Annotated in this window: 18 protein-coding genes; 9 read left to right on the forward strand and 9 right to left on the reverse strand. The window is 71.4% G+C overall.

From position 1 onward, the window contains the following. Window positions 1-57 precede the first annotated feature (57 nt). Together LRD69_RS26935 and LRD69_RS26940 are read right to left on the reverse strand one after the other, a co-directional pair. Entirely contained in the window at window positions 58-540 is a 483-nt protein-coding gene (locus LRD69_RS26935) for a DUF456 domain-containing protein (RefSeq protein WP_277329124.1), read from the reverse strand. A gap of 96 nt (window positions 541-636) precedes the next feature. Further along, the gene (locus LRD69_RS26940) at window positions 637-1,626 is read right to left on the reverse strand and encodes a LuxR family transcriptional regulator (RefSeq protein WP_277329125.1); all 990 of its coding nucleotides are present in this window, start codon (window positions 1,624-1,626) and stop codon (window positions 637-639) included. A 211-nt stretch (window positions 1,627-1,837) separates the two neighbouring features. Here LRD69_RS26940 and LRD69_RS26945 point away from each other — a divergent pair, with 211 nt between their 5' ends. The 3 genes from LRD69_RS26945 (at window position 1,838) to LRD69_RS26955 (ending at window position 9,220) form a co-directional block, all read left to right on the forward strand. Next, a complete protein-coding gene (locus tag LRD69_RS26945) occupies window positions 1,838-5,614 on the forward strand; it encodes a S8 family serine peptidase (RefSeq protein WP_277329126.1) in 3,777 nt (1,258 codons plus the stop codon). Window positions 5,615-5,735: 121 nt separating this feature from the next. Continuing rightward, complete coding sequence (locus tag LRD69_RS26950) at window positions 5,736-7,415, forward strand: protein phosphatase 2C domain-containing protein (protein WP_277329127.1); 1,680 nt, start codon at window positions 5,736-5,738, stop codon at window positions 7,413-7,415. A gap of 62 nt (window positions 7,416-7,477) precedes the next feature. Further along, window positions 7,478-9,220 (forward strand): pyruvate dehydrogenase, encoded by a 1,743-nt coding sequence (locus LRD69_RS26955; RefSeq protein WP_277329128.1) that lies wholly within the window; start codon window positions 7,478-7,480, stop codon window positions 9,218-9,220. Between the two features lie 59 nt (window positions 9,221-9,279). Here LRD69_RS26955 and LRD69_RS26960 read toward each other — a convergent pair whose 3' ends face one another. From LRD69_RS26960 to LRD69_RS26970, 3 genes are all read right to left on the reverse strand, one after another. Beyond that, the gene (locus tag LRD69_RS26960; RefSeq protein WP_277329129.1) at window positions 9,280-12,393 is read right to left on the reverse strand and encodes a glycoside hydrolase family 38 C-terminal domain-containing protein; all 3,114 of its coding nucleotides are present in this window, start codon (window positions 12,391-12,393) and stop codon (window positions 9,280-9,282) included. Window positions 12,394-12,477: 84 nt separating this feature from the next. After that, a complete protein-coding gene (locus tag LRD69_RS26965; protein WP_277329130.1) occupies window positions 12,478-12,867 on the reverse strand; it encodes a barstar family protein in 390 nt (129 codons plus the stop codon). Between the two features lie 102 nt (window positions 12,868-12,969). Beyond that, window positions 12,970-13,362 (reverse strand): ribonuclease domain-containing protein, encoded by a 393-nt coding sequence (locus LRD69_RS26970; protein ID WP_277329131.1) that lies wholly within the window; start codon window positions 13,360-13,362, stop codon window positions 12,970-12,972. A gap of 271 nt (window positions 13,363-13,633) precedes the next feature. Between LRD69_RS26970 and LRD69_RS26975 the strand changes: the two genes are divergently transcribed. Continuing rightward, the gene (locus tag LRD69_RS26975) at window positions 13,634-13,996 is read left to right on the forward strand and encodes an ATP-binding protein (protein ID WP_277329887.1); all 363 of its coding nucleotides are present in this window, start codon (window positions 13,634-13,636) and stop codon (window positions 13,994-13,996) included. A 144-nt stretch (window positions 13,997-14,140) separates the two neighbouring features. On the opposite strand, the gene LRD69_RS26980 is transcribed toward LRD69_RS26975, so the two are convergent. After that, window positions 14,141-15,220 (reverse strand): DUF2637 domain-containing protein, encoded by a 1,080-nt coding sequence (locus tag LRD69_RS26980; protein ID WP_277329132.1) that lies wholly within the window; start codon window positions 15,218-15,220, stop codon window positions 14,141-14,143. Between the two features lie 477 nt (window positions 15,221-15,697). On the opposite strand from LRD69_RS26980, the gene LRD69_RS26985 reads away from it, so the two are divergent. After that, a complete protein-coding gene (locus LRD69_RS26985) occupies window positions 15,698-16,114 on the forward strand; it encodes a hypothetical protein (protein WP_277329133.1) in 417 nt (138 codons plus the stop codon). 247 nt (window positions 16,115-16,361) lie between these two features. Continuing rightward, a complete protein-coding gene (locus LRD69_RS26990; RefSeq protein ID WP_277329134.1) occupies window positions 16,362-16,559 on the forward strand; it encodes a hypothetical protein in 198 nt (65 codons plus the stop codon). Between the two features lie 14 nt (window positions 16,560-16,573). Here LRD69_RS26990 and LRD69_RS26995 read toward each other — a convergent pair whose 3' ends face one another. Next, a complete protein-coding gene (locus LRD69_RS26995) occupies window positions 16,574-17,422 on the reverse strand; it encodes a (2Fe-2S)-binding protein (RefSeq protein WP_277329135.1) in 849 nt (282 codons plus the stop codon). Window positions 17,423-17,568: 146 nt separating this feature from the next. Between LRD69_RS26995 and LRD69_RS27000 the strand changes: the two genes are divergently transcribed. Further along, window positions 17,569-18,354, forward strand: a complete 786-nt coding sequence (locus LRD69_RS27000) for a GntR family transcriptional regulator (RefSeq protein ID WP_277329136.1) — start codon at window positions 17,569-17,571, stop codon at window positions 18,352-18,354. Between the two features lie 58 nt (window positions 18,355-18,412). Here the strand turns inward: LRD69_RS27000 and LRD69_RS27005 are convergent, their stop codons facing one another. Together LRD69_RS27005 and LRD69_RS27010 are read right to left on the reverse strand one after the other, a co-directional pair. Beyond that, entirely contained in the window at window positions 18,413-19,198 is a 786-nt protein-coding gene (locus LRD69_RS27005; RefSeq protein ID WP_277329137.1) for a hypothetical protein, read from the reverse strand. A 187-nt stretch (window positions 19,199-19,385) separates the two neighbouring features. Next, a complete protein-coding gene (locus LRD69_RS27010) occupies window positions 19,386-21,116 on the reverse strand; it encodes a PucR family transcriptional regulator (protein ID WP_277329138.1) in 1,731 nt (576 codons plus the stop codon). Between the two features lie 257 nt (window positions 21,117-21,373). On the opposite strand from LRD69_RS27010, the gene LRD69_RS27015 reads away from it, so the two are divergent. Beyond that, entirely contained in the window at window positions 21,374-22,264 is an 891-nt protein-coding gene (locus LRD69_RS27015; RefSeq protein ID WP_277329139.1) for a xanthine dehydrogenase family protein subunit M, read from the forward strand. A gap of 2 nt (window positions 22,265-22,266) precedes the next feature. After that, window positions 22,267-22,860: a (2Fe-2S)-binding protein gene (locus tag LRD69_RS27020; protein WP_277329140.1), complete on the forward strand. Its 594-nt coding sequence runs from the start codon at window positions 22,267-22,269 to the stop codon at window positions 22,858-22,860.

The following is a 22,860-nucleotide window of genomic DNA, read 5'->3' on the forward strand; positions in this document are numbered from 1 at the left end:
TTGCCATCGATCTGGACGGTATTCACCCTCATGTTCATCAGGAAGGGGTTCGGGTGGTCAACCGCGGATCACAGCGCCCAGCCACGCTCCGGTCACCAGCAGACATGCGAGCAGCTCGACGAGTACGGAGTAGCCGGTGGCCCGCATCACCGAACGGAGCGAGGCCCGGGCCGCGCCGCCGCTGCCGAGCCGCAGCCGCTCCGCGCCGTAGATCGCCCCGACGTATCCCACGATCCCGCCCACCACCGGCACCACGAAGAACCCCACGATCCCGGCGATCCCGCCCAGCATCAGCGTCTTGCGCGGCGCCCCGGTCTCGCGCGGGCGGCGGGGCCGCAGCAGCGGCCTCAGCGCCTGGTTCAGCAGCAGGAGCGCCGTGGCTCCGATCAGTACGCCCCAGGCGACCGGGGTCCTGTCGGTGAGTGCCCACCAGAGCACTGCGGCCCAGACGATCGCCTGCCCCGGCACGCCCGGCACCAGCACGCCGACCAGGCCGAGCAACATGACCAGGCCAACGGCAACGAGCTGCCACACACCCATCTCACCAGCCTGCCGGAGTCCGGCTGGTCCCGCCCGTCAGCAAGGCCCCGGCGAAAGGCGTCGGCGCAGCTCAGAGCCGTATCGGCGCCGCACCTCTCACGATCGTGACCCGCGGGCCACCCATCCCCGTTCGTACGCGTGCCAGCCCAGTTGCAGCCGCGTCGACACCCCGGTCAGCTCCATCAGCCCCTTCACCCGGCGCTGTACGGTGCGCAGTCCCAGATCGAGCTGCTTGGCCACGCTCGCGTCGGTCAGCCCGGCCAGCAGCAGCGACAGTATCTCCAGGTCGGTCGGGTCGGGGCCCACCGTGGTCTCCTGCGCCCAGCCGCTCTCGCCGAGCCGCAGGGGCATGGCCTCGCGCCACACCGCCTCGAAGAGCCCCGTCAGCGACTCCAGCAGACCGGAGGCGTGGACGACGAGGGCCGCGGGTTCGGCGCCACGGCTGGTCAGCGGCACCATGGCCAGCGAGGCGTCCGCGATGACCAGCTTGGTCGGCACCCGGTCGACGACGCGGCACTGCTCGTCCCGGCTCAGCGCAGCCGACAGTTCCAGGATCCCGCTCGGCAGCGCGAGCACCTCGCGCTCGATCACCACCCGGAACGACACCCCCCGGGTGGCGGCCCGTTCCTCGGACTCGTTCTCCAGACCGCTGACCGCGATCGGGTTCCCGGTGACCAGGGCGCACACCTCGTTCGCCGCTCCCAGCTGCAACTGATGGAAGCGGTGCGCCACCGCGCCGGCGCCCGTGACCACCTCGACCAGGTCGTGCACGGCAGGCTCGGCGGCATCCGCCCGGTACTCCTCGGCGAGCAGCGCCGCCGCCAGCTCCGCCTGCTCCAGCTCATGGCGCTGCTGGGTGAGCAGCGCCCCCAGGGCGACCCCGGGCGGCGCCGCCACCCACCGCCCGGTGCGGGCGGACGACTGGGCGGCCAGCCCGTGCTGCTCCAGCCGGCGCAGCGTCCGCTCGGTGTCCGACTCGGGGAGCCCCAGCCGGTGCGCTAGGTCGTTGACCTCCGCCGCCCCCACCGCGACCAGCGCGCGGTACGCGGACTCCTGCCTCTCGTCGAGACCTATGGCTCCCAGCACTCTCGGACCCCTCCCCGGACGCATCATTTCCGCATCGTTGCGCACTCTTCGGCCGACCTGCCGTGGCGGGAACTTGCCACGGCGCAAACCCGCCGGAGACATCATCCCTGTATCGCCCGCACCTCTGCCAATGTGGCGCCACCGCTGTACCAACAACCTCCGGGAACAAGGCCTTTGCGTGGCTTTCTTCCGGATTCACCTGGGGAGTGCGATGCGCCCGATATCACGCACGGCGCTGGGAGCGGCGACCGCCGCCGTCCTGGCCGCCACCGTGGTCGCGCCGTCCGTGGCCGCGCCACCGGACGAGCCCGCTGCGACGAGACCGCTCACCGGCAGCGCGGCGTCCACCGCTGCCGCTGCCTCGAAGGGCGGCAAGCCGGTCACCGTCACCCTGGTCACCGGGGACAAGGTGCTGGTGAGCACGGACCGTTCGGGGACGGCGTCCGCCACCGCGCTGCCGCGCGAGGACGGCACCGTTCCGCTCGTACAGACCCGGCAGGCCGGGAAGGACCTGTACGTCTACCCGGACACCGCGACCGAGGCGCTCGCTGCGGGAACGGTCGACGAGGAGCTGTTCAACGTCACCGGGCTGATCCGTCAGGGCTACGACGACGCGAGCAGCACGTCGCTGCCGCTGATCGCCGTGTACGGCACCGACGTGGCCCGCTCGGCGCCCGTCACCCCGCGCGGCGCGAAGCGCGGACTGGCACTGGACGCCATCGACGGCGTCGCACTCAAGGCGGACAAGGGGAAGGCCGCCGACTTCTGGTCGGACGTCACCAACACCCGCTCGCGCTCGGCCTCCGGTCTGAAGAAGCTCTGGCTCGACCGCAAGGTTCAGGCCACTCTCGACAAGTCGACCAAGCAGATCGGCGCCGACCTCGCGTGGGCCGCCGGTTACGACGGCAAGGGCACCAAGGTCGCCGTGCTCGACACCGGTGTCGACGCCGAACACCCCGACCTCAAGGGCCGGATCGCCGCCTCGGAGAACTTCACCGACTCCGACACCACCGACGACCGGCAGGGCCACGGCACGCACACCATCTCCACTGTGGGTGGATCCGGCGCGGCCAGCGACGGCCTGAAGAAGGGCGTCGCCCCCGGCGCCGACCTCCTTGCGGGCAAGGTCCTCAACGACAGCGGCTCCGGCGCGGAGTCCTGGATCATCGCCGGTATGCAGTGGGCCGTCGACCAGAAGGCCGACGTCGTCTCCATGAGCCTCGGCAGCCCGACGCCGACCGACTGCACCGACCCGATGAGCGTCGCCGCCGAAGAACTCGCCCAGAGCAAGGACACCCTGTTCGTCATCGCGGCCGGCAACTCCGGCCCGACGCTGAACACCGTCTCCTCGCCCGGCTGCGCCCCCAGCGTGCTGACCGTGGGCGCCGTCGACCGCGACGACTCCACGGCCCAGTTCTCCAGCCGCGGACCTGCGATCGGCTCGCACACCCTCAAGCCCGAGATCGCCGCCCCGGGAGTCAACATCTCGGCCGCTGCGGCCGGTGGCCGTGGGGTGTACGCGTACCGGACGATGTCCGGTACGTCGATGGCCACCCCGCATGTCGCGGGCGCCGCCGCCATCGTGAAGCAGCGTCACCCGGACTGGACCGCCCAGCAGATCAAGGCGGCCCTCGTGTCGTCCGCGAAGAGCGACATCCCCGGCGACGTACGGGAGACCGGTGGCGGCCGCCTCGACGTGAAGGCCGCCATCGACACCACCGTCGTCGGCGCCGCCGCCGTCCAGGGCGGTACGTTCAACTGGCCGCAGGACAAGAGCGACCGCACCACGGTCGACGTCCCGTACACCAACTCCGGTGACAAGCCGGTGAAGTTGTCGCTGAAGGTCCAGGGTGTCACCGGCAACGACGGTTCGGAGGTCCGCTCCTCGGTCGCCAGGCTCGATGCGAGCAGTGTCACCGTGCCGGCCGGAGCGACCGTCGAGGTCCCGCTGCACATCGACCCGACCGCGCAGCTGAAGGCCGCCCAGTACGGCGATGTCACCGGGCGCGTGCTGGCCACCGGCGCCGACGGTGTCAAGGTCTCCACCCCGTTCTCGCTGTACGTCGGCGCCGAGACGGTCACCCTGCGCGTCAAGCTCATCGACCGCACCGGCAAGCCCGCCGCGGGCTCCTCCTCGCTGGACGTCATCGGCACCGACACCGCCACCGGTGAGCGCCGCTTCAACGACGGTGCGGCCGACCAGGTGTACCAGGTGCGCCCCGGCGCGTACTTCGTCTCCAGCTTCGTCACGTCGCCGGACCCGAAGGACGCCACCGGCAGGATGGTCGAGTCCGTCGGCTACCTCGCCAGGCCGCAGCTGAACGTCACCAAGGACACCACCCTGGTACTGGACGCCCGCAAGGCCCACCGGATCCAGGTGAAGACCGAGGACCACACGTCCGAGAACCGCTCCACGACCCTCACCTTCGGCCGCAGCTGGGACGACACCTGGCTGCACTCGGGTTCCGTCACCGGCAGCCGTATCGTCAAGAACTACTTCGCCGACATCGAGGGCCGGGCGAGTGACGGCGACTTCGAGTTCGCCAGCTTCTGGCGTGCGTATGCCCCGCAGATCGAGAAGCTCTCGGTCGTCGGCGGTGCCGAGCTGCACCCGCAGACGGCGAGCACCGGCGCCGTCAACCTCGACGGTACGGGCGAGGCCGCGCTGGTCGACGCGGGCACCGGCACTCCGGACGAGCTGAAGGCCGCCGGTGTCGAGGGCAAGATCGCTCTGGTGAAGGTCGCCGACGACGGGTACATGACCGTCCAGGCGCGGGACGCCAAGGCCGCCGGCGCAAAGGCGATGATCGTGTACCGGCCGTCCGCGGGCACATGGCTGCCGAATCTCGGCTTCGGGGCGGCGCCGCTGCCGTCCCTCGCAGTCGAGGCGAGCGAGGCCGCCGGTTTGACCGCCGCCCTGGCCGACGGCCCCGTGGCACTGCGCTGGAAGGCCACCGCCGCCAGCCCGTTCGTCTACAACCTCGGTTTCCCCGAGACCGGCCCGGTCACCTCGGACCGTACGTACAAGGTCCGTGACAGCAAGCTCGGTAAGTCCACCGCCACGTACGAGGCGATGGGCGTCGCAGCCGACTATGTCGACTCGATCGTCCTCGACCGGCCGTACGGCGGGCGCTTCTCCGCCGCGTTCGACACCGTCGGCGTCCCGGGCAAGCGCACCGAGTACTACTCGGCGGGCGACGGCGCCTGGGAGCGCTTCGTCTCCTCCAGCTTCCCCTGGGGCGAGTCCATGGTCGACCCGGCCCGCACCTACAAGGCCGGCTCGCAGCGCACGGAGAACTGGTACCGGGGGATCGTCGGCCCGTCCACTCCGCGCGACCTCCAGGGCAAGGAGGTGCTCGCCGCCGAGCGTCAGGACAACCTGATCGGCGTCGCCCCGGGCTTCTGGGCCGACACCGAGCACGCCGGTATCCAGGGCTCCTTCGGAGACTTCGGCAACATGACGCTGACCAGTGGCGACAAGAACTTCGGCAGCACCGGGGTCCCGTTCGGCGTGTTCGAGGTGCCGGCCGAGGACGCACCGTACGAGCTCACCATGGTCACGTTCAAGGGCGGCCAGCCCGCGGCTGTGTGGAAGCGGTCCACCCAGACCGAGACCATCTGGAAATTCCGTTCGAAGCGGGACGAGAACGCGTACTCCCAGGGCATCCCGCTCCTCTTCCCGGGCTACGACCTGGCGACGGACGGGATGAAGACCCTGGCGGCGCAGGACGATCAGAAGATCGGCCTGAGCGTCACCGGCCACGCGGGCTACACCCCCGGCAAGCTGACCGCGGCCAAGGTCTCGTACTCGTACGACGGTGGCACGACCTGGACCCAGGCCACCACCGCACAGCAGAACGGGCGTTGGACCGCGACCGTGAACCACGCGGACGCGGCCGGCAAGTCGGTCACGCTGAAGACCGAACTGACGGACGCCAACGGCAACTCCGTCGTCCAGACCGTCGTCGACGCATACGCGGTGCGCTGACCCGGGTCACACCATGACCGGTCCGCCGGGCGTCCTTCCCGTGGGGGGTGGGGTCGCCCGGCGGACCTCTTTTTTCCGGATGACCCGTTTTCGTACGGCCCCTGGGGTGGACAATAAGGGCATGAGTCAGCAGGGGGAGAGGCCCGCCGCCCACGAGGACGACTGGTGGCGCAGGCTGTACGACGAAACCGCCGCGGACACCGGGTCGACCGACGCGCCCGACAGTCTCGACGACCGCTTCGACTCGGCCTCGGACACGGTGGGTTCGGTGAGGCGGGACGGTCCCGATCGCAAGGACGGGCAGGGCGAGGCCGTTGTCACGGTGCCCGAGCCCCGGGCACCGTCCGAGCCACCCGTGCCGGCGCCCGCACGCCGGGAGCCTCCGGCGGAGGCCGAGTGCGCCCCGTGGGAACCGCCGCTGGATTCCGAGCGCGCCCCGTGGGAGCCGCCGCGCGGTGTGCCACGGCCACGCACCTTTGCCGATCCGCCGGCATCCGTGCCACCGATCGCCGATGCGCCGCCCGCGCTTCCGGCGCCGCCCGACCAGGTACCGCCGCCCGCCGCTGCCGAGCCGCCGCTCGCCACGGAGCCGGCCCCCGCCCCGCCCCCGCCCGCCGTTCCACCGTCGGAGGCCGCACCGCCTTCACCCCCGGCGCCACCCGACCAGGTACCGCCGCTCCCCAGGCGGTCGGTTGCCGAGAGAGCTGATGTCCCGGCGGCTTCCTCGTCCCCGGCGGTGGCCGCCCCTGTCGCCGAGGCCCGCCATGCGGACCCGGACCCGGAGTCCACCGGCCCCGCCCCGGACGGCGCATCCCGCCGCCCCGGGCTCACATACGTGGGGGACCGGCCACCCACCTACGACGCCGAGCCCACCGCGCTGCCCGCCACCGCCCCCCAGGAGCTCGACGGGCTCGTCCCGGACACCGTGCTCGACGGGGCGAGGTACGGCACCTACACCCTGCGGGCCGCCTCCGTGCGCGGGGACTCCGCGCGGTTCCGGGGTGAGCCCCGGCGCGACGCCCTGCTCACCGTCCGCTTCGGTGCCGCCGAGAACGCCCTTGTGCTCGTCGCCGTCGCCGGCGGCGCCCGCGCCACCGAGCGCGCCCATCTCGCAGCCGCCGACGCCTGCCGCTGGATCGGCGGAGCCGTGGGCCGCAGCCACACCCGGCTCGCCGAGGACATAAGGGCAGGCCGCCGGGGCGACCTCAAGTCGGGTCTGCACCGCCTCACCGACCGGAGCTACGGCAAGCTCCGCGCCCGCGCCGCCGAGCTGGGCCTCGAACCGCACGAGTACACCGCGGGCCTGCGCTGCCTGCTGCTGTCGGCCGACCCCGACTGCCGCACCCGGGTCTTCTTCGGAGTGGGCGGCGGCGGGCTCTTCCGGCTGCGCGACGGCGTGTGGCGGGACCTCGAACCGGAGGTTCCGGCGCCCGGGTCCCTCACCGGGGAGTCCGTCGTCGGCTTCGGATCCGCGTCCCCGGAGAGCGGGCCCGACGGCGACCGGCTCACCATGGACCTGGGGATCACCACGCCCCCGTCCCCGTACATCGAGCAGCCGCCCCCGCCTCCCGCGGAGTCGTTCCGCTTCCGGGCCTCGGTGGCCCGACCGGGGGACACGCTTCTGTTGTGCAGCACCGGTCTGGCCGAGCCGTTGCGCGCCGAGCCCGCCCTCGCCGACGAGCTCGCCGAACGCTGGACGCCCCGGGAGCCACCCGGCCTGGCGGCCTTCCTCGCGGACACCCAGCTCCGGGTGAAGGGGTACGCCGACGACCGTACGGGCGTGGGCGTCTGGGAGGCGTAACCGTGCGTGCCGTGGGTTGATGGACTCCTAGCGCACCGCCGGCGCGGAGAGGACACGCACCCATGGCCAAGCAGAACGTGTCGGAACAGTTCGTCGACATTCTCGTCCGGGCCGGCGTCAAACGGCTGTACGGCGTCGTCGGCGACAGCCTCAACCCGGTCGTCGACGCCGTCCGCCGCAATGCCGCCGTCGACTGGATCCAGGTCAGACACGAGGAGACCGCCGCCTTCGCCGCCGGCGCCGAGGCCCAGATCACCGGGACCCTGGCCGCCTGCGCGGGTTCCTGCGGTCCCGGGAATCTGCATCTCATCAACGGCCTCTACGACGCCCACCGCTCGATGGCCCCGGTCCTCGCCCTCGCCTCGCACATCCCTTCGAGCGAGATCGGTCTGGGCTACTTCCAGGAGACCCATCCTGAGCTGCTCTTCCAGGAGTGCAGCCACTACAACGAGATGATCTCCAACCCGCAGCAGATGCCGCGGCTGCTCCAGACGGCGATCCAGCACGCGATCGGCCGAGGCGGGGTCAGCGTCGTCTCGATGCCCGGCGATATCGCCTCCCGGCCGGCGCCGGAGAAGTCGATCGAGCACGCCCTTGTCACCGCGCGGCCGACGGTCCGCCCCGGTGACGAGGACATCGAGAAGCTCCGCCGGATGGTCGACGAAGCGAAGCGCGTGACCCTGTTCTGCGGCAGCGGCACCGCGGGCGCCCATGCCGAGGTCATGGAGTTCGCCGAACGGGTGAAGGCCCCGGTCGGTCACGCGCTGCGCGGCAAGGAGTGGATCCAGTACGACAACCCCTACGACGTCGGCATGAGCGGACTGCTCGGCTACGGCGCGGCGTACGAGGCGACCAACGAGTGCGATCTGCTGATCCTGCTCGGCACCGACTTCCCGTACAACGCCTTTCTGCCCACCGATGTGAAGATCGTGCAGGTCGATGTGCGGCCCGAGAACCTCGGCCGCCGGTCCAAGCTGGATCTGGCGATCTGGGGCGACGTGCGTGAGACGCTGCGCTGTCTGACGCCGCAGGTGAAGGTCAAGACGGACCGCAAGTTCCTCGACCGGATGCTGAAGAAGCACGCCGACGCGCTGGAGGGTGTGGTCAAGGCGTACACCCGCAAGGTCGAGAAGCACGTCCCGATCCATCCGGAGTACGTCGCCTCGGTGCTCGACGAACTCGCGGACGACGACGCCGTGTTCACCGTCGACACCGGGATGTGCAATGTGTGGGCGGCCCGCTACCTGACGCCCAACGGCAAGCGGCGGGTGATCGGTTCGTTCAGCCACGGCTCGATGGCCAACGCCCTGCCGCAGGCCATCGGCGCCCAGTTCGTCGACCGGAACCGGCAGGTCGTGTCGATGTCCGGCGACGGCGGATTCACGATGCTGATGGGCGACTTCCTCACCCTCGTCCAGTACGACCTGCCGGTGAAGGTGGTCCTCTTCAACAACTCCGCGCTCTCCATGGTGGAGTTGGAGATGCTGGTCGCCGGTCTGCCGTCGTTCGGTACGACCAACAAGAACCCGGACTTCGCCGCGGTCGCACGGGCCGCCGGAGCGTACGGCGTGCGGGTCGAGAAGCCCAAGCACCTCGAAGGCGCCCTCAAGGACGCGTTCAAGCACAAGGGCCCGGCCCTGGTCGACGTCGTCACCGACCCGAATGCGCTCTCCATCCCGCCGAAGATCAGCGCGGACATGGTGACCGGGTTCGCGCTCTCCGCCAGCAAGATCGTGCTGGACGGCGGTGTGGGCCGGATGCTCCAGATGGCCCGCTCCAACCTGCGGAACGTGCCCCGTCCCTGACCGCACCGGCCGCGACCGCCCCGCCCCCGACTGCACTGGCCCGGGGCGGGGCGGCCCCCTTACGCCGGGGTCAGCCGCACCGTCAGGATCTGGAACGGCCGCAGCGCCAGTACGAGACCGTGCTCATCCGCCGTCGCCTCGTGCAGCGGCCGTTCCAGCAGGTCGGTGATCTGCGCCCGCACGACGGGGAATCCGACGCGGAGCGTGGCCTCCGCCCGGCCGCCCGCCGACTCGTACAGCCGGACGACCACATCGCCGCTGCGGTCCTCGGCGAGCTTGACGGACTCCACGGTCACCGCCGGATGCCCGGTGGTGACCAGCGACGGCACCACCGGTGCCACTGCGGCCCGCAGCGGCAGATTGAGCGCGAGCCCTTCGCGCACCGCGTCCGTGACCTCCGCGCCCGGTGCCAGCGCGTACCGGAACCGATGTGTGCCGAGGTCGGTCTCCGGGTCCGGGCTGTGCGGGGCGCGCAGCAGCGTCAGCCGTACGGTCGTGGCGAGACCCGAGGCGTGCGCGGTCCTGGTCACGTCGTGGCCGTACGTGGAGTCGTTGAGCACCGCGATCCCGTACCCCGGCTCGGCGACCCGCAGCCACCGGTGCGCGCAGATCTCGAATCGGGCCGCGTCCCAGCCGGTGTTGTCGTGCGTGGGACGGTGGATGTGCCCGAACTGGATCTCCGCCGTGGACCGTTCGGCGTGCACATCGAGCGGGAACGCCGCCTTGAGCACCTTCTCCGACTCCTGCCAGTCCACTTCGGTGTCGATGTCGACCTGCCGACTGCCCGCGGCGAGCCGGATCTCCTGCACGATGCGAGACTTCCCGAACGACCGCACCACACGCACGGCTGTCCGCAGCGGCCCTTCCTCGATCAGCTCGACGGAGTCGGCGTCGGTCAGATCGGTGCGGGAGCGGCGGTAGTGCCGGTCGATGTCCCAGGCGTCCCAGTGATTGGGGTGATCCGGGTGCAGCTGGAGGAGGTTGGCCCGGTGGCCGGGGGCGAGGACCTCGCGGTGCGCGTCGAGATCGCGGACGGCCGCGATCAGCCCGTCGCGGTCGACGGTGACCCGCAGCACCGCGTTGTCGAGGACGAATCCGCCGTCCGCCGTGCGGCTCGCCACCGCCTCCCGCTCCGGCACCGCCGATCCGTCGAGCAGCCCCGCGCCCAGCCCCGGCGACCTGGCGAGCACTGCCGTCCGCCCGTCGTCCAGCGGCTGCGCCTGAGCACCGGACGGCAGCACCGCGCTTGCCTCCGCGTCCAGCTCGATCACCTGAGTGCGGTCATACGGAGAGGAGTTGAGCGCGACGAGCCCCTCCGCCGCGCCCAGCGCCGTCACCGCGTCCGCCACCAGGTCCGCCAGCTCCGCCCGCACCTGCTCGTAGGTGTCGCGCGCCTCGCGGTGCACCCAGGCGATCGACGAGCCCGGCAGGATGTCATGGAACTGATGGAGGAGGACCGTCTTCCACACCCGGTCCAGCGTCTCGTACGGATACCGGTATCCGGGCGTCCGGAGCGCCGCAGCCGTGGCCCACAACTCGGCCTCGCGCAGCAGGTGCTCGCTGCGCCGGTTGCCCTGCTTCGTCTTCGCCTGGGTGGTGTACGTCGCCCGGTGCAGCTCCAGATACAGCTCACCGGACCAGACCGGCGCCTGCTCCCCGTACTCCTCCTCGGCCGCCGCGAAGAACGCCGACGGCTTTTCGATCTCGACCCGCGGCGAACCCTCCAGGTCACGGAGCCGGCGCGCCTTCTCCAGCATCTCGCGGGTAGGACCGCCCCCGCCGTCACCCCAGCCGAACGGCACCAGGGACCGGGTCGCCCGCCCCTTGTCCGCGAAGTTCTTCTCCGCGTGGGCGAGTTCACGCGCATGGAACTGCGCGTTGTACGTGTCGACGGGCGGGAAGTGGGTGAAGACCCTGGTCCCGTCGATGCCCTCCCACCAGAAAGTGTGGTGCGGCATCTTGTTGGACTGGTTCCAGGACAGCTTCTGCGTCAGGAACCACTTCACTCCCGCCAGCCGTGCCAGCTGCGGGAAGGCCGCCGTGTAGCCGAAGGAGTCCGGCAGCCAGATCTCCTCCGTCTCCACCCCCAACTCCTCCTCGAAGAAACGCTTTCCGTGCACGATCTGCCGCGCCAGTGCCTCGCCGCCCGGCATGTTGGCATCGGATTCCACCCACATCGAGCCGACCGGTGCCCACTGTCCGTCCGTCACGGCCTGCTGGATCCGCTCCCAGATGTGCGGCTGGTGGTCACGCACCCAGGCGTACTGCTGGGCCTGCGAACAGGCGAAGACCAGCTCCGGATAGTCCTGGGCGAGCGCGGTGACATTGGCGAACGTGCGCGACGCCTTGCGTACCGTCTCGCGCAGCGGCCACAGCCACGCCGAATCGATATGGGCGTGACCGGCCGCCGAGATCCGGTGCGCACTCGCCGACGCCGGGCGGGACAGTGCCTCGCCCAACTCGGCCCGGCCGGCCGTCGCCGTACCCGCCACATCGTGCAGATCCAGCGCGTCGAGCATCTGCTCCAGCGCCCGCAGGATCTCGTGGCGCCGCGAACGGTCGGCGGGCAGCTCGTGCATGAGCTCGGAGAGCACCTCGATGTCCAGGACGAGGTGCCAGACCTCCTCGTTCAGCACCGCGAGATCGGCGGAGGCGAACCGGTAGATCGGCCGGTCGCCCGCCGTCAGGACGTCTCCGAGCGGCGTCGGCTCGAAGCCGTGCTCCAGCACGGCCGGGTTGGCCGCGGCCTCCAGCAGCAGGGAGACCTCCTCACCGCCCGCAGCCGGGTCCGCGACGGTCAGATGACGGTTGCGCGGGTGGACGCCCTTGAGGGGCACGCCCCCGGAGTCGTACAGCATCCCCTCGGCCTGAAAACCGGGCCCCTGACCGGAGAAGCCGGGATCCACGACCACCTCGACCCGTCGGCCCGTCCACTCGCCGGGCACTGTTCCCTCCAGCCGGAACCAGCTGGTCGACCAGGGGCTGCCCCACTCGGTGCCGGTCCCGAACGGCTCGTACGTCGCCTTCAGCGCCTCCCCCACCGGAACCGGTTCACCCGGTGCGTGCCACACCGAGAGGGTGAGGGGGGTGCGGGCTCCGTACTGGGCAGGGCGGATGAACTGGTGGAGCGCCCGTTCGAGACGGCCCTCCACCAGTGTGCGGTCGTCGTGCATCACGGCTCCTCGGGGTCGGCGCCTGCGGGTGGGTCCATGGCACCACTTCCCACTCGACGTACGGGGCACCCGTGGCAGGAGGGATCAGCTCAGCCGCAGTGTGCCCGGCGGCGTCCGCTCCGTGATGATCTCCACCAGGTGGTCGAAGAGCGTGGGGCCCCGGCCGGCCTCGGCCTCGGCCAGGTCGGCTTCGAGGCGGGCACGGTTGGTGGGGTGGACGCGCGGGAGGGCGGCGCGCAGACGACGCGCGGTCTCCTCGTGCCCCAGGGCGCGGGCGGAGAGCGCGTGGTCGCGCCACTCGATGACGAAGTCGTCGTCGTCCGGCGTGCCCATGCCGCCGCTCAGACAGTCCGCGAAAGCGTCGAGATTGCGGCCGAAGTAGCCGCCGGGGCCGTTGACCACCTCGCCGATCACCTGCCAGAACCGCTCCAGGCCGGTGATTTCGGCGCCTTCGATCACATACGTCACGGTCATGGGCGCAGCGTACAAGGCCCCACTCCGTTGTCGGTCCGGTGATCCGCGCCGCAGGTGGGGGGCTACGGCGCGGATCGGATCGGGGGTGGTGGAGGGCCGGACTCAGCAGCCGTGGTCGATGAGGTCGAACGTCACGTAGTGGTCGGCGGTGTAGTAGTCCTCCTGGACCTCTTCACCCGTGACGATCCGCCGCGCACCGCGGGTCGGCGAGCCCGGGGTGATGACCGTGTACTCGTGGTAGTAGCCGGTGCTTTGGCCGGGCAGCACGCCTTCACGGTTCTGGAAGACGGCGCCGTCCTGTGAGTAGGGGAAGGGGCCGCCCGCCTCGATGAGATCGAGCGTGTCGTACGCCTGGGGCGGCAGGTCGGAGTAGCAGATGCTGCCGACCGACGGGGTGGCCGCGGTGGCGGACGTCGCGATCGCTCCGCCGGCGAGGAGGACGGACAGGAAGGCGGCGACGCCGCCGAGGGTGGTGATCCGTGGGGGGATTCGCATGCCCACCATGATGACGCGCGTAGACATGAGCTCGTCAACGCCAACTCGGGTGAATTTTTTGGAAGTTAACCGGGTGGACGGAATGTTTCCGCCGCGTTTCCGAGGGGGAGGGCGTACTCGTCCCCGTATGGGCATATTGATGAGTCGACACGCGTGACGGCCCGCGTGCGGGGCATGCATCCCGGGAGGGTGTTCGACGAGAAAGGGGTGATTCACTGTGTACGCGGGGGAAACGATGGAGCGTCGACAGCTGACTCGAATGCACCGCAGACTGGCTCACACCGATCTGGCGGACATTTCCGAAGTGCGCTGCGCGCTGCGGGAATTCCTGCGATACCGATGGCGGGACGAGTCGGCCGAAGTGGCGGAGCTCCTGCTGAGCGAGCTGGTGACGAATGCGCTCGTCCACACGCGGCACGGCGCGGTCGTCACGGTGACGGTGGCGCCGACGACCCTGCGGGTGGAGGTGCGGGACTTCGTGTCCGGTCTGCCCATGGTGTATGTACCGAACGCCGACGACGGTACACACGGCAGGGGGCTGGTCCTGGTGCAGAGCCTCGCGGACGCGTGGGGGGTCAAGTCCCACGCACTGGGCAAGGTGGTCTGGTTCGAGCTGGACGGCGGAAGGCCCTGACGTCATCGGGGAGTCCAAGGACTCCGGAAGCCGGACAGAGCCTTCCGTCTCGTGCTGTACGGGTGCGAAGCGGCGGGTTCCTGCGGAACGGTGCCCCGGGGGACGGGGTTCCGCAGGGCGGCGTCCCGCAGGCCGGGCCCTCGGTCAGCCGAACTGCTGCTCCAGGTCCTTGAGTTTCTGCTCCAGCGAGTCGAGCCGGGGCAGTGCCTGGGTGTCGTCCTCGGCGGTGAGATCGACGGTCCTCGGATCATGGGTGCTGCGGTCCGGGGAGCCCTTCGCGCTCGTGCCGTTCACGGCTTGCAGGGAGGGCCGGGGGCGCAGCGGCAGCTGTCCCGGCTCCGCTATGACGGGCTCCACGACGGACTGCGCGGAGCCCGTCGCCGGGGCGATGGCCGGTGCGTCGACCTGGGCGCCGCCCCGGCCGACCCGGCCCCAGGCCCGGTTCTGCCGGTTCAGTGCCTTGATGTGGGCCCTGTCCAGCTTCTCCTGGTCCTTCCTGCGGAGACGGTTCTGCTCCTTCTCCCGCCGGTCCTCGCGTACCTCGTCGACCGCCTCGTCCAGCGTGCGCACGCCTTCCAGCAGCATCAACGACCAGGCGCCGAAGGTCTCCCGGGGTGCGCGCAGCCACCGCACGATCCGGATCTGCGGCAACGGGCGGGGCACCAGGCCCTGTTCGCGCAGTGCGGCCCGGCGGGTCTGCTTCAGTGCCCGGTCGAAGAGGACCGCCGCCGAGAGTGACATCCCCGCGAAGAAGTGCGGGGCGCCCGCGTGGTCCATGCCGCGCGGAGCGTGCACCCAGTTGAACCAGGCGGCCGCACCGGCGAACGTCCACACCAGCAGTCGTGAGCCGAGCGCGGCGTCACCGTGGCTGGCCTCGCGCACGGCCAGCACGGAGCAGAACATCGCCGCCCCGTCCAGGCCGAACGGGACGAGGTACTCCCATCCTCCGGAGAGGCTGAGATTCTGCCGGCCGAAGCCGACCAGTCCGTGGAAGGAGAGCGCGGCGGCGACCGCCGCGCAGCAGAACAGCAGCACGTACGAGGCGGTGGCGTAGAGCGCTTCCTTGCGCCTGCGCCGCTCCTCGCTGCGTTCCCAGGTGTCGTCGGCCGCGGACGGATCAGCGGCGCGCTTGCCGCGCGCGACCATCGCCACCGCCGCCATGACCCCCACGAGCAGTACGACGCTCGGAAGGAGCCAGTTCAGCGATATGTCGGTCAGTCTCATGCGCGGTCCCTTGCATCGCGTTAGGGGTTTCGGGCGCCATAGTGGCGGAAATCCCATCGAGCCCAGGCGGTTTCGGGGCAAGAGAACGCCATCGGGGTGGCCGCGTGTACGTAAGGTCGCGATCTCCTCGAATGCCCTTACGTGGCGCCCGAGTTGAGTTCGATCCGCGCCACCCCTGTGGGGGTGTGGGTCGGCTGGGGTATCTCCCACTACACCTACGACCACTTCGCGCAGGTGGCCGCCGACCGGAAGCCGCCCGAGCCGGTTGACATCAATGACCTCCTCAAGGCAACCGTGACGGTACTGCCCCTGATCAGTGCTGGTGGTGGGACCCGGCGGACCTGCGACCGGGTGTCCCGCTTGCCTGTGCACAAAATACGAGGATATGCTCTTATGTGTCGGCCCGGGGCTGCCCCGCCCCGGCGGCCCACCCCCCACCATCCGGCCTTTGGCCGGGAGCTTCGAAGGAGACATGACATGCAGAACGCAGGCAACGGGGATGTCGACCGTCAGGGCCTCAGCTACTACCCGTGGTGGCTGGACAACCTGGCCGACGACGCCACCCTGGAAGGCGCGGCGATGAACGGCACTGCTCGCGGCGCCGAGACGGTCCGCTCCATCGTGGTCAAGGCCCGCGAGCTGTACGACCACCAGGACTTCAGCTACGCCGGCGACTTCGGCGACGACGGGTTCCTCGAGATCTACGACTCCTCGATTCAGGGCGAGCCCCTGAAGGTCGTCGTCACGGTCACCCGCAACGCCGCCGGGCAGGCCCAGGACCTCGCGGTACTGCACCGGCCGCGCAACGCGATGCTGCTCTTCTCCCGCCTGATGCACGAGAAGTTCGCCGGCACCCCCGTCGCCGACCACTTCCTCGCCGAGGACGAGTCCTGATCAGCGAACCGGGGCGTGCGCCCCGCTACCGGCCTTCCGGCCCCTCCGGGTGTCTCCCGGCCGGTCGCCTTCGGCACGGGGCCGCCGGGCGGGGCGACGGACGCGTCAGTTTCTCGGACAGTCATTTTCGAGGCACAGGGGCCTTTGACGGCGCGAGGTTCAGCGGCGGCACGGTCGACTTCATCGAGTTCATCGAGGCGGAGTTCAGCGGCGGCACGGTCGGTTCGGGACACGTACCGTCGCGATCATGAGCGCGATGCGCCGCCGTCTTGGCGCCGGTACGGCCATCCCGTCACCGTCCCTGGCCAGGGAGGAGCAGCCGCGACTGCCGGCGGCCGAACGGATCGACCTCGGCGCACTCCTGGAGGCTCGTGGCGGCGAGCAGTTGGTGCGTGTACGAAAAGGCCGGCGGATGCTCGGCACCGGAACCGCAATCCCGGACTGAGCCGGCGGCGCGGATCAGACGGTGGGCGTCAGCTTCCGCACCCGCTCGGTGTCGCAGGTGCGCGGGCAGGTGACGCAGGTGTCCTCGGGCCGCACCGTGTAGAAGAGGCAGCAGCTCGCCCGGTCGCGGGTGGGCAGTGACTCGCCGTTCGGCCCGGTCAGCTCGCGGAAGCCCGCCGTGCCGACATACGGCTTCGTGGTGCCCGGCAGCAGCGCCTCCAGTTCGGTCATCGCCCGCTGCTCCTCGCCGAGCAGATGTGCGATGTACCAGAGGCCTTCGACGACCTCGTCCGTCGCCATGCCCCACAGCGCCCGCTTGCCGCGGCGCATCCGGGGGCCGAAGCCATCGAGCACCGGGCCGATGTGTTCGGCCACCGCCGCCAGCACCTCGGCCCGCAGCGCGGCCTCGTCGGCCACCACCCTGGCCCCCGGCAGCGCGGCCGCCGGATCGTCCGGCAGGCAGGCGAACCCCCTTACGCGCACGGCCAGATGGCCCAGGGTGCGCTGGAACGCCACGTCCTCGACGGGGATTTGCGGCACCCGCCGGTGCAGGAACCACGGCACCGTCACCAGCAGACACGCCGGCCAGGCGTAACGGTGCAGTCCAAAGCTGGCGACCACATCGGGCCGGGCCTGCTGCCCGTAGTCCCGCAGCACCTGCGCGTTGTCCCAGGCGAGGAAGGTGTCCAGTGCGCGGCCGCCGGCCGCGAGCTCGTCCGCCCCCACCCAGCCGGCGCCGGACGGTGCCGGGTCACCGTCCCCGAGCACCTCGGCACGCAGCCCGGGGAAGACCTCGGCCAGGCGTGTGTACGCGTCCGTCACGGCGGACGCGGTGGTGCCGGGAAGCAGGGCAGGGAGGGTCATGCAGGGACCACCGAATCGCGATCGTTTGCAGGTTAGCCTTACCTTACCCGAAGAGATCGATGTTTGAACTGCGGCCCCTTCGGCCTATCGTGCACAGGAGGCATGGCACAGATGAGCCGGGCCCGCGGCAGGCCGAGGAGGTCGGAGTGGAGCAGGGGAGAGCGGGCGAGCAGGTGCGACCGTCGTACCCGTCGGCCCCGTCCGCGTTCACCCGGCCGGCCGAACCGTCCTCCCGGGTGCCCGGGCAGGCGCACGGCCCCGCGGCCCGCGGCGAGCACACCCACAGCGAACCCCCCGCCCCCCGCGTCGTGGTGCAGCGGCACTCCGTACGTGGCCAGATCCTGGACGCCCTGCGCGCCGCCCTCGTCGACGGCGAGCTGCTGCCCGGGCAGGTCTACTCGGCCCCGGCGCTCGGCGCCCGCTTCGGTGTCTCGGCGACCCCGGTCCGTGAGGCGATGCAGCAGCTGGCCGCCGAGGGGGCCGTCGAGGTCGTACCGAACCGGGGCTTCCGGGTCGCCGAGCACGGCCCGCGCGAGCTGGCCGAGCTGGCCGAGGTGCGGGCCCTGATCGAGGTCCCCGTCATGCTGCGGCTGGCCCGCACGGTGGAGCAGGCCCGGTGGGCCGCCCTGCGGCCGCTGGCCGAGGCCACGGTCGCGGCCGCGGCGGTGGGCGACCGGGGGAGCTACGCGGAGTCCGACCGGGCCTTCCACCGGGCGGTCCTCGCGCTCTCCGGCAACCAGCAGCTGGTGATGGTCGCCGACGACCTGCACCGCCGCTCCCAGTGGCCCCAGGGCAACAGCCGGGTCGCCCACCGGGCCGGGCTTCTCGCCGACGCCGCGGAGCACACCGCGCTGCTCGACGCGCTGATCGCCCAGGACCTGTCCGTCGTGCAGTCACTGGTACGGGAACATTTCACCGGCGCCGACGGCTGACGCGTGGCGGGTCCGCGCCCCCGCGGTCGGCCGTGGGCCGGCCGCGGGGGTCCGGCGGTCAGTTGGCCCCGGCCGTCTCCGGGTCGGGCGGGTTCAAGTGCGGGGCCAGCCACGTCGGTACGCCCCCCAGAAGACGGAAGAGGCGGCCCGCCTCGGCACGCAGCCGCGATGCCGCGTCCGGTTCCGGCTCGGTGTCCGCGAGGGCGATGAGGGCCGGGGCCGTACCCACCAGGAAGCCCAGCTCCTCCCGTATCCGCAGCGACTCGGCGAACCCGTGCCTGGCTTCGACCAGTTCGCCCTCGCGCAGCGAGAGCAGGGCGAGGTGGCGCCAGGTCGAGGAGAGCAGCAGCTCGTCGCCCTGGGCGGTCGCGCCGGCGTGCGCCCTGCGGTACGCGGCCCGGGCGGCCTGCGGCGAGTCGGCGATGTTCTGGGCGATCAGGCCCCGGCGGAAGTCGAGCAGCGGGCGGCCCGGGGCGGCGGGGGAGAGCAGGGCCGCGGACCGGCCCAGCGCGGCGCGGGCCTCGTCGGCCCGGTCCCGTACCCCGAGCAGGGTCGACGCATACGCCAGATGACCGCGCTCGCAGGCCGCGGCCCCGCGCTCGGCGTCGTCGTGCGCGAGTGCCTCGGCGGTGCGCAGGGCGTCCTCGGCGTCGGTCCAGCCCTGACCGGTGTACAGGCACCGTTCGGTCAGCAGCGCCGTCCGCTGCAGCGCCGCGGCGGGATCGGTGGCGGCGTCGCGTTCGAGCAGGGCAGCGGCGTCCGTCCAGCAGGCGCGTGACCGCAGCCGCCATACCGCTGTCTGGAGCGGCGGATCGTCATCTGAGGTCGTTCCGGAACCAGACATGGCGGTATACGCCACATTGCCCTCCCCGAGCGCGCCATTGAGCTGTTGAGTCTGGGCGCATCTCAGCACGGAATGGCACGCCGGGCCAAGAGGTCAGGTGAATGAATTCACAATCTTCCGCTCGTGGGGGTGGGCCGTGGCAGCGACTTCCGCCGGCTCTGGCCGCATCGGGGAGTGGCCCGGGAGGTCAGCTCATCCGCAGGGCCAGGAAGAAATCGAGCTTGTCCTCCAGGCGCGAAAGGTCACGCCCCGTCAACTGCTCGATTCGCCCGACCCGGTAGCGCAGCGTGTTGACGTGCAGATGCAGCCGGGCCGCGCAGCGGGTCCACGAACCGTCGCAGTCCAGGAACGCTTCCAGCGTCGGGATCAGCTCGGCGCGGTGGCGCCGGTCGTAGTCGCGCAGCGGGTCGAGCAGCCGTGCGGTGAACGCACGGCGCACATCGTCGGGGACGAACGGCAGCAGCAGGACGTGCGAGGCCAGCTCGTGGTGGCCGGCCGCGCAGACCCGGCCCGGCCGGGCGGCCGCCACCCGGCGGGCGTGCCGCGCCTCCTCCAGGGCGCCGCGGAGCCCCTCGGCGGAGTGCACGGCGGCGCTGACACCCAGTGTCAGGCGGCCGTCGTCGGCGAGGCCCGCCGAGAGCGGCTCGCGGACGGTGGCGAGGAGCGCGTCGGCGTGCAGTGCCGCGTCGTCCTTGCCCGCTGCCGCCGCACCGCCGTCGGCGTCGGTGCCCGCCGCGTCCGTGCCGTCCGCGGGCGGCACGGCGACGGCAGGAAGCGGTACGAGGGCGATGGCCTCGTCGCCCGCGTGCGCGACCGCGATCCGGTCGGCGGAGTCGGGTCCGGTGACCGCCGGGTCGACCAGGATCTCCTCCAGCAGCGCCTGGGCGACCGGGCCGCCCGCGACGCCCGGGGAGCCCTCGGCGCTCCACTGGACCCGGGCCACCACGACCTGCCAGTGCGGGGCGGTGCCCAGTCCGGGCAGCAGGACCGGCGCGGCGACCCGCAGCCTGGCCGCGATCTCGGCGGGCGCGGCGCCCGCCTGGACCAGTTCCAGGATCTCCTGGGCAAGCCGGCGGCGTACCGTACGGGCCGCGTCGCGCCGGTCGCGCTCGACCGCGATCAGCTGGGTGACGCCCTGGAGCAGATCCAGCCGGGCGGCCGGCCAGTCGCTCGCGTCGGCCTCCACGGCGAGCAGCCAGTCGGAGAGCACCGACTCGCGCGCATCGCGGGAGGCCGGGGCGGCGCCCCGCCCGGTGTTGCGGATCGGGAACAGCGAATACGTCACGCCGTCGACCGTGGTCCGGTGCGGAGCCCGGCGGTCGGTGCGCGTCGCCGCCAGATGGTGGCCCGCGAGTGCCGCGCCGACCGGCCCGGGCAGCGGCGCACCGGCGCCCGCGATCTGCCGCCCGGTGGGAGAGAGCACCCAGGCATGCAGGTCCAGGTCGGATCCGAGCAGATCGAGGACCACTTCGGGGCCGCCGCCGGCCGGACCCGAGGTCATCAGCCTGCGGTGCCGGTCGACGACCGCCGCCAGGTCACCGGCCCGCTCACCCGAGACCTGGCGCACCACATGCTCGGTGATCGTTGCGAACGCGACGGTCTCATGGACGGCGAAGAGCGGCAGCCGGTGGCGCTCGCACGCCTCGATCAGATCACCCGGGATGTCACCGAGCTCCGCCTCGCCCGCCGCCAGCCCGGCGACCCCGGCGGCCGTGAGGATCCGCACGAACGGCTCCGAGTCCGCCGCGTCGCGCCGCCACGCCAGGCCGGTCAGGACCAGCTCGCCGCCGGTCAGATAGCGGCTCGGGTCCCGCAGGTCGGTGGTCATGACACCGCGGACGGACCGGTCGAGCTCGTCCTCGCCGCCGAGCAGCCGCAGGCCCAGCGCATTGGTCTCCAGCAGTGCGCGCAGCCGCATGTCGTCGCCGCCGATCTCTTTCGTTGGTGCAGGTGAAAACTGGGTATTGCGGTGAGGTCAGTGATCCCCGCCATTCGTTCGAATCTACAAGACGCGGAAGGCGACCAGCCAACTCCTTCATGGTTTCGGTGACTGCACCGGGCCGAGTCGCGGTTGTGTACTGGGCCACACACCGCGTCAACAGCACATGAACATTCCACCGAGGCCGGCCGTCCCCAGCCCCAGCGAACGACCGATTGAGAAGAAGAGAGCCACTCATGGACTTCCTTCGCCCCGCCAGCTGGGAGGAGGCGCTCGCCGCCAAGGCCGAGCACCCGACGGCTGTGCCCATCGCGGGCGGTACCGATGTGATGGTCGAGATCAACTTCGACCACCGGCGGCCCGAGTACCTCCTGGACCTGAACCGCATCGGTGAGCTGTCCGAGTGGGAGGTGGGCCAGGAGAACGTGCGGCTCGGCGCCTCCGTGCCGTACAGCCACATCATGGAGCACCTACGGGCCGAGCTGCCCGGCCTCGCGCTCGCCTCGCACACCGTGGCGTCCCCGCAGATCCGCAACCGCGGCGGCGTCGGCGGCAACCTGGGCACCGCGTCGCCCGCCGGTGACGCGCACCCGGCGCTGCTCGCCGCGGGCGCCGAGGTCGAGGCGGTGTCCGTACGCGGCACCCGGATGATTCCGATCGACGCCTTCTACACGGGCGTCAAGCGCAACGCCCTCGCACCGGACGAGCTGATCCGGGCCGTGCACATCAAGAAGGCCGACGGACCCCAGCAGTACTCCAAGGTCGGCACCCGCAATGCCATGGTCATCGCCGTCTGCGCCTTCGGCCTGGCTCTGCACCCCGAGACCCGCACGGTCCGTACCGGCATCGGATCCGCCGCACCGACACCCGTCCGGGCGAAGGAGGCCGAGGAATTCCTGAACGCCGCGCTCGAGGAGGGCGGGTTCTGGGACAGCCGCACGATCATCACGCCGTCCGTCGCGGCGCAGTTCGCCACGCTCGCCGCGGGCGCCTGCAACCCGATCGACGATGTGCGCGGCACCGCGAGCTACCGCAGGCACGCAGTGGGGATCATGGCCCGCCGGACCCTCGGCTGGACCTGGGAGTCGTACCGCGGCACCGGCCGCAGCACCGAAGGAGCCGCCTGATCATGCGCGTCAATTTCACGGTCAACGGCCGCAAGCACGAGGCCGACGACGTCTGGGAGGGCGAGTCCCTCCTCTACGTGCTACGCGAGCGGCTGGGCCTGCCCGGCTCCAAGAACGCCTGCGAGCAGGGCGAATGCGGCTCCTGCACCGTCCGCCTGGACGGCGTCCCGGTCTGTTCCTGCCTGGTCGCCGCAGGCCAGGTCGAGGGCCGCGAGGTCGTCACCGTGGAAGGTCTCGCCGACTTCGCGGCCCACCGCTCCGAGGCACACCCCGGCAGGGGCTGCGCCTCCGGCGCCTGCGGGACCGAGCTCGACCGGGCCCGCCGCTGGGAGGCGAAACCGACCGGCGAGCAGGCCCGCGACACCGGTGAACTCTCCCCGATCCAGCAGGCGTTCATCGATGCCGGAGCCGTCCAGTGCGGCTTCTGCACCCCCGGCCTGCTGGTCGCCGCCGACGAACTGCTGGAGCGCAACCCGGAACCGTCCGACGCGGACATCCGCGAAGCGCTCTCCGGCAACCTGTGCCGCTGCACCGGTTACGAGACGATCCTCGACGCGGTCCGCCTCGCGGCCGCCCGCGCGGAAGAAACGGTCTGA

Origin of the sequence: Streptomyces sp. JH14, from assembly GCF_029428675.1 — a bacterium.
Lineage (GTDB): Bacteria > Actinomycetota > Actinomycetes > Streptomycetales > Streptomycetaceae > Streptomyces.

Bases quoted from the DNA above. Each gene is read 5' to 3' on its own strand.
- LRD69_RS26985 (WP_277329133.1), top strand. From the start codon at position 15,698: ATGCAGAACGCAGGCAACGGGGATGTCGACCGTCAGGGCCTCAGCTAC.
- LRD69_RS26935 (WP_277329124.1), bottom strand. From the start codon at position 540: ATGGGTGTGTGGCAGCTCGTTGCCGTTGGCCTGGTCATGTTGCTCGGC.
- LRD69_RS27010 (WP_277329138.1), bottom strand. From the start codon at position 21,116: ATGCGGCTGCGCGCACTGCTGGAGACCAATGCGCTGGGCCTGCGGCTG.
- LRD69_RS26955 (WP_277329128.1), top strand. From the start codon at position 7,478: ATGGCCAAGCAGAACGTGTCGGAACAGTTCGTCGACATTCTCGTCCGG.
- LRD69_RS26965 (WP_277329130.1), bottom strand. From the start codon at position 12,867: ATGACCGTGACGTATGTGATCGAAGGCGCCGAAATCACCGGCCTGGAG.
- LRD69_RS26995 (WP_277329135.1), bottom strand. From the start codon at position 17,422: ATGACCCTCCCTGCCCTGCTTCCCGGCACCACCGCGTCCGCCGTGACG.
- LRD69_RS27015 (WP_277329139.1), top strand. From the start codon at position 21,374: ATGGACTTCCTTCGCCCCGCCAGCTGGGAGGAGGCGCTCGCCGCCAAG.
- LRD69_RS26960 (WP_277329129.1), bottom strand. From the start codon at position 12,393: ATGCACGACGACCGCACACTGGTGGAGGGCCGTCTCGAACGGGCGCTC.
- LRD69_RS26970 (WP_277329131.1), bottom strand. From the start codon at position 13,362: ATGCGAATCCCCCCACGGATCACCACCCTCGGCGGCGTCGCCGCCTTC.
- LRD69_RS27020 (WP_277329140.1), top strand. From the start codon at position 22,267: ATGCGCGTCAATTTCACGGTCAACGGCCGCAAGCACGAGGCCGACGAC.
- LRD69_RS26980 (WP_277329132.1), bottom strand. From the start codon at position 15,220: ATGAGACTGACCGACATATCGCTGAACTGGCTCCTTCCGAGCGTCGTA.
- LRD69_RS27005 (WP_277329137.1), bottom strand. From the start codon at position 19,198: ATGTCTGGTTCCGGAACGACCTCAGATGACGATCCGCCGCTCCAGACA.
- LRD69_RS26990 (WP_277329134.1), top strand. From the start codon at position 16,362: ATGAGCGCGATGCGCCGCCGTCTTGGCGCCGGTACGGCCATCCCGTCA.
- LRD69_RS26950 (WP_277329127.1), top strand. From the start codon at position 5,736: ATGAGTCAGCAGGGGGAGAGGCCCGCCGCCCACGAGGACGACTGGTGG.
- LRD69_RS26945 (WP_277329126.1), top strand. From the start codon at position 1,838: ATGCGCCCGATATCACGCACGGCGCTGGGAGCGGCGACCGCCGCCGTC.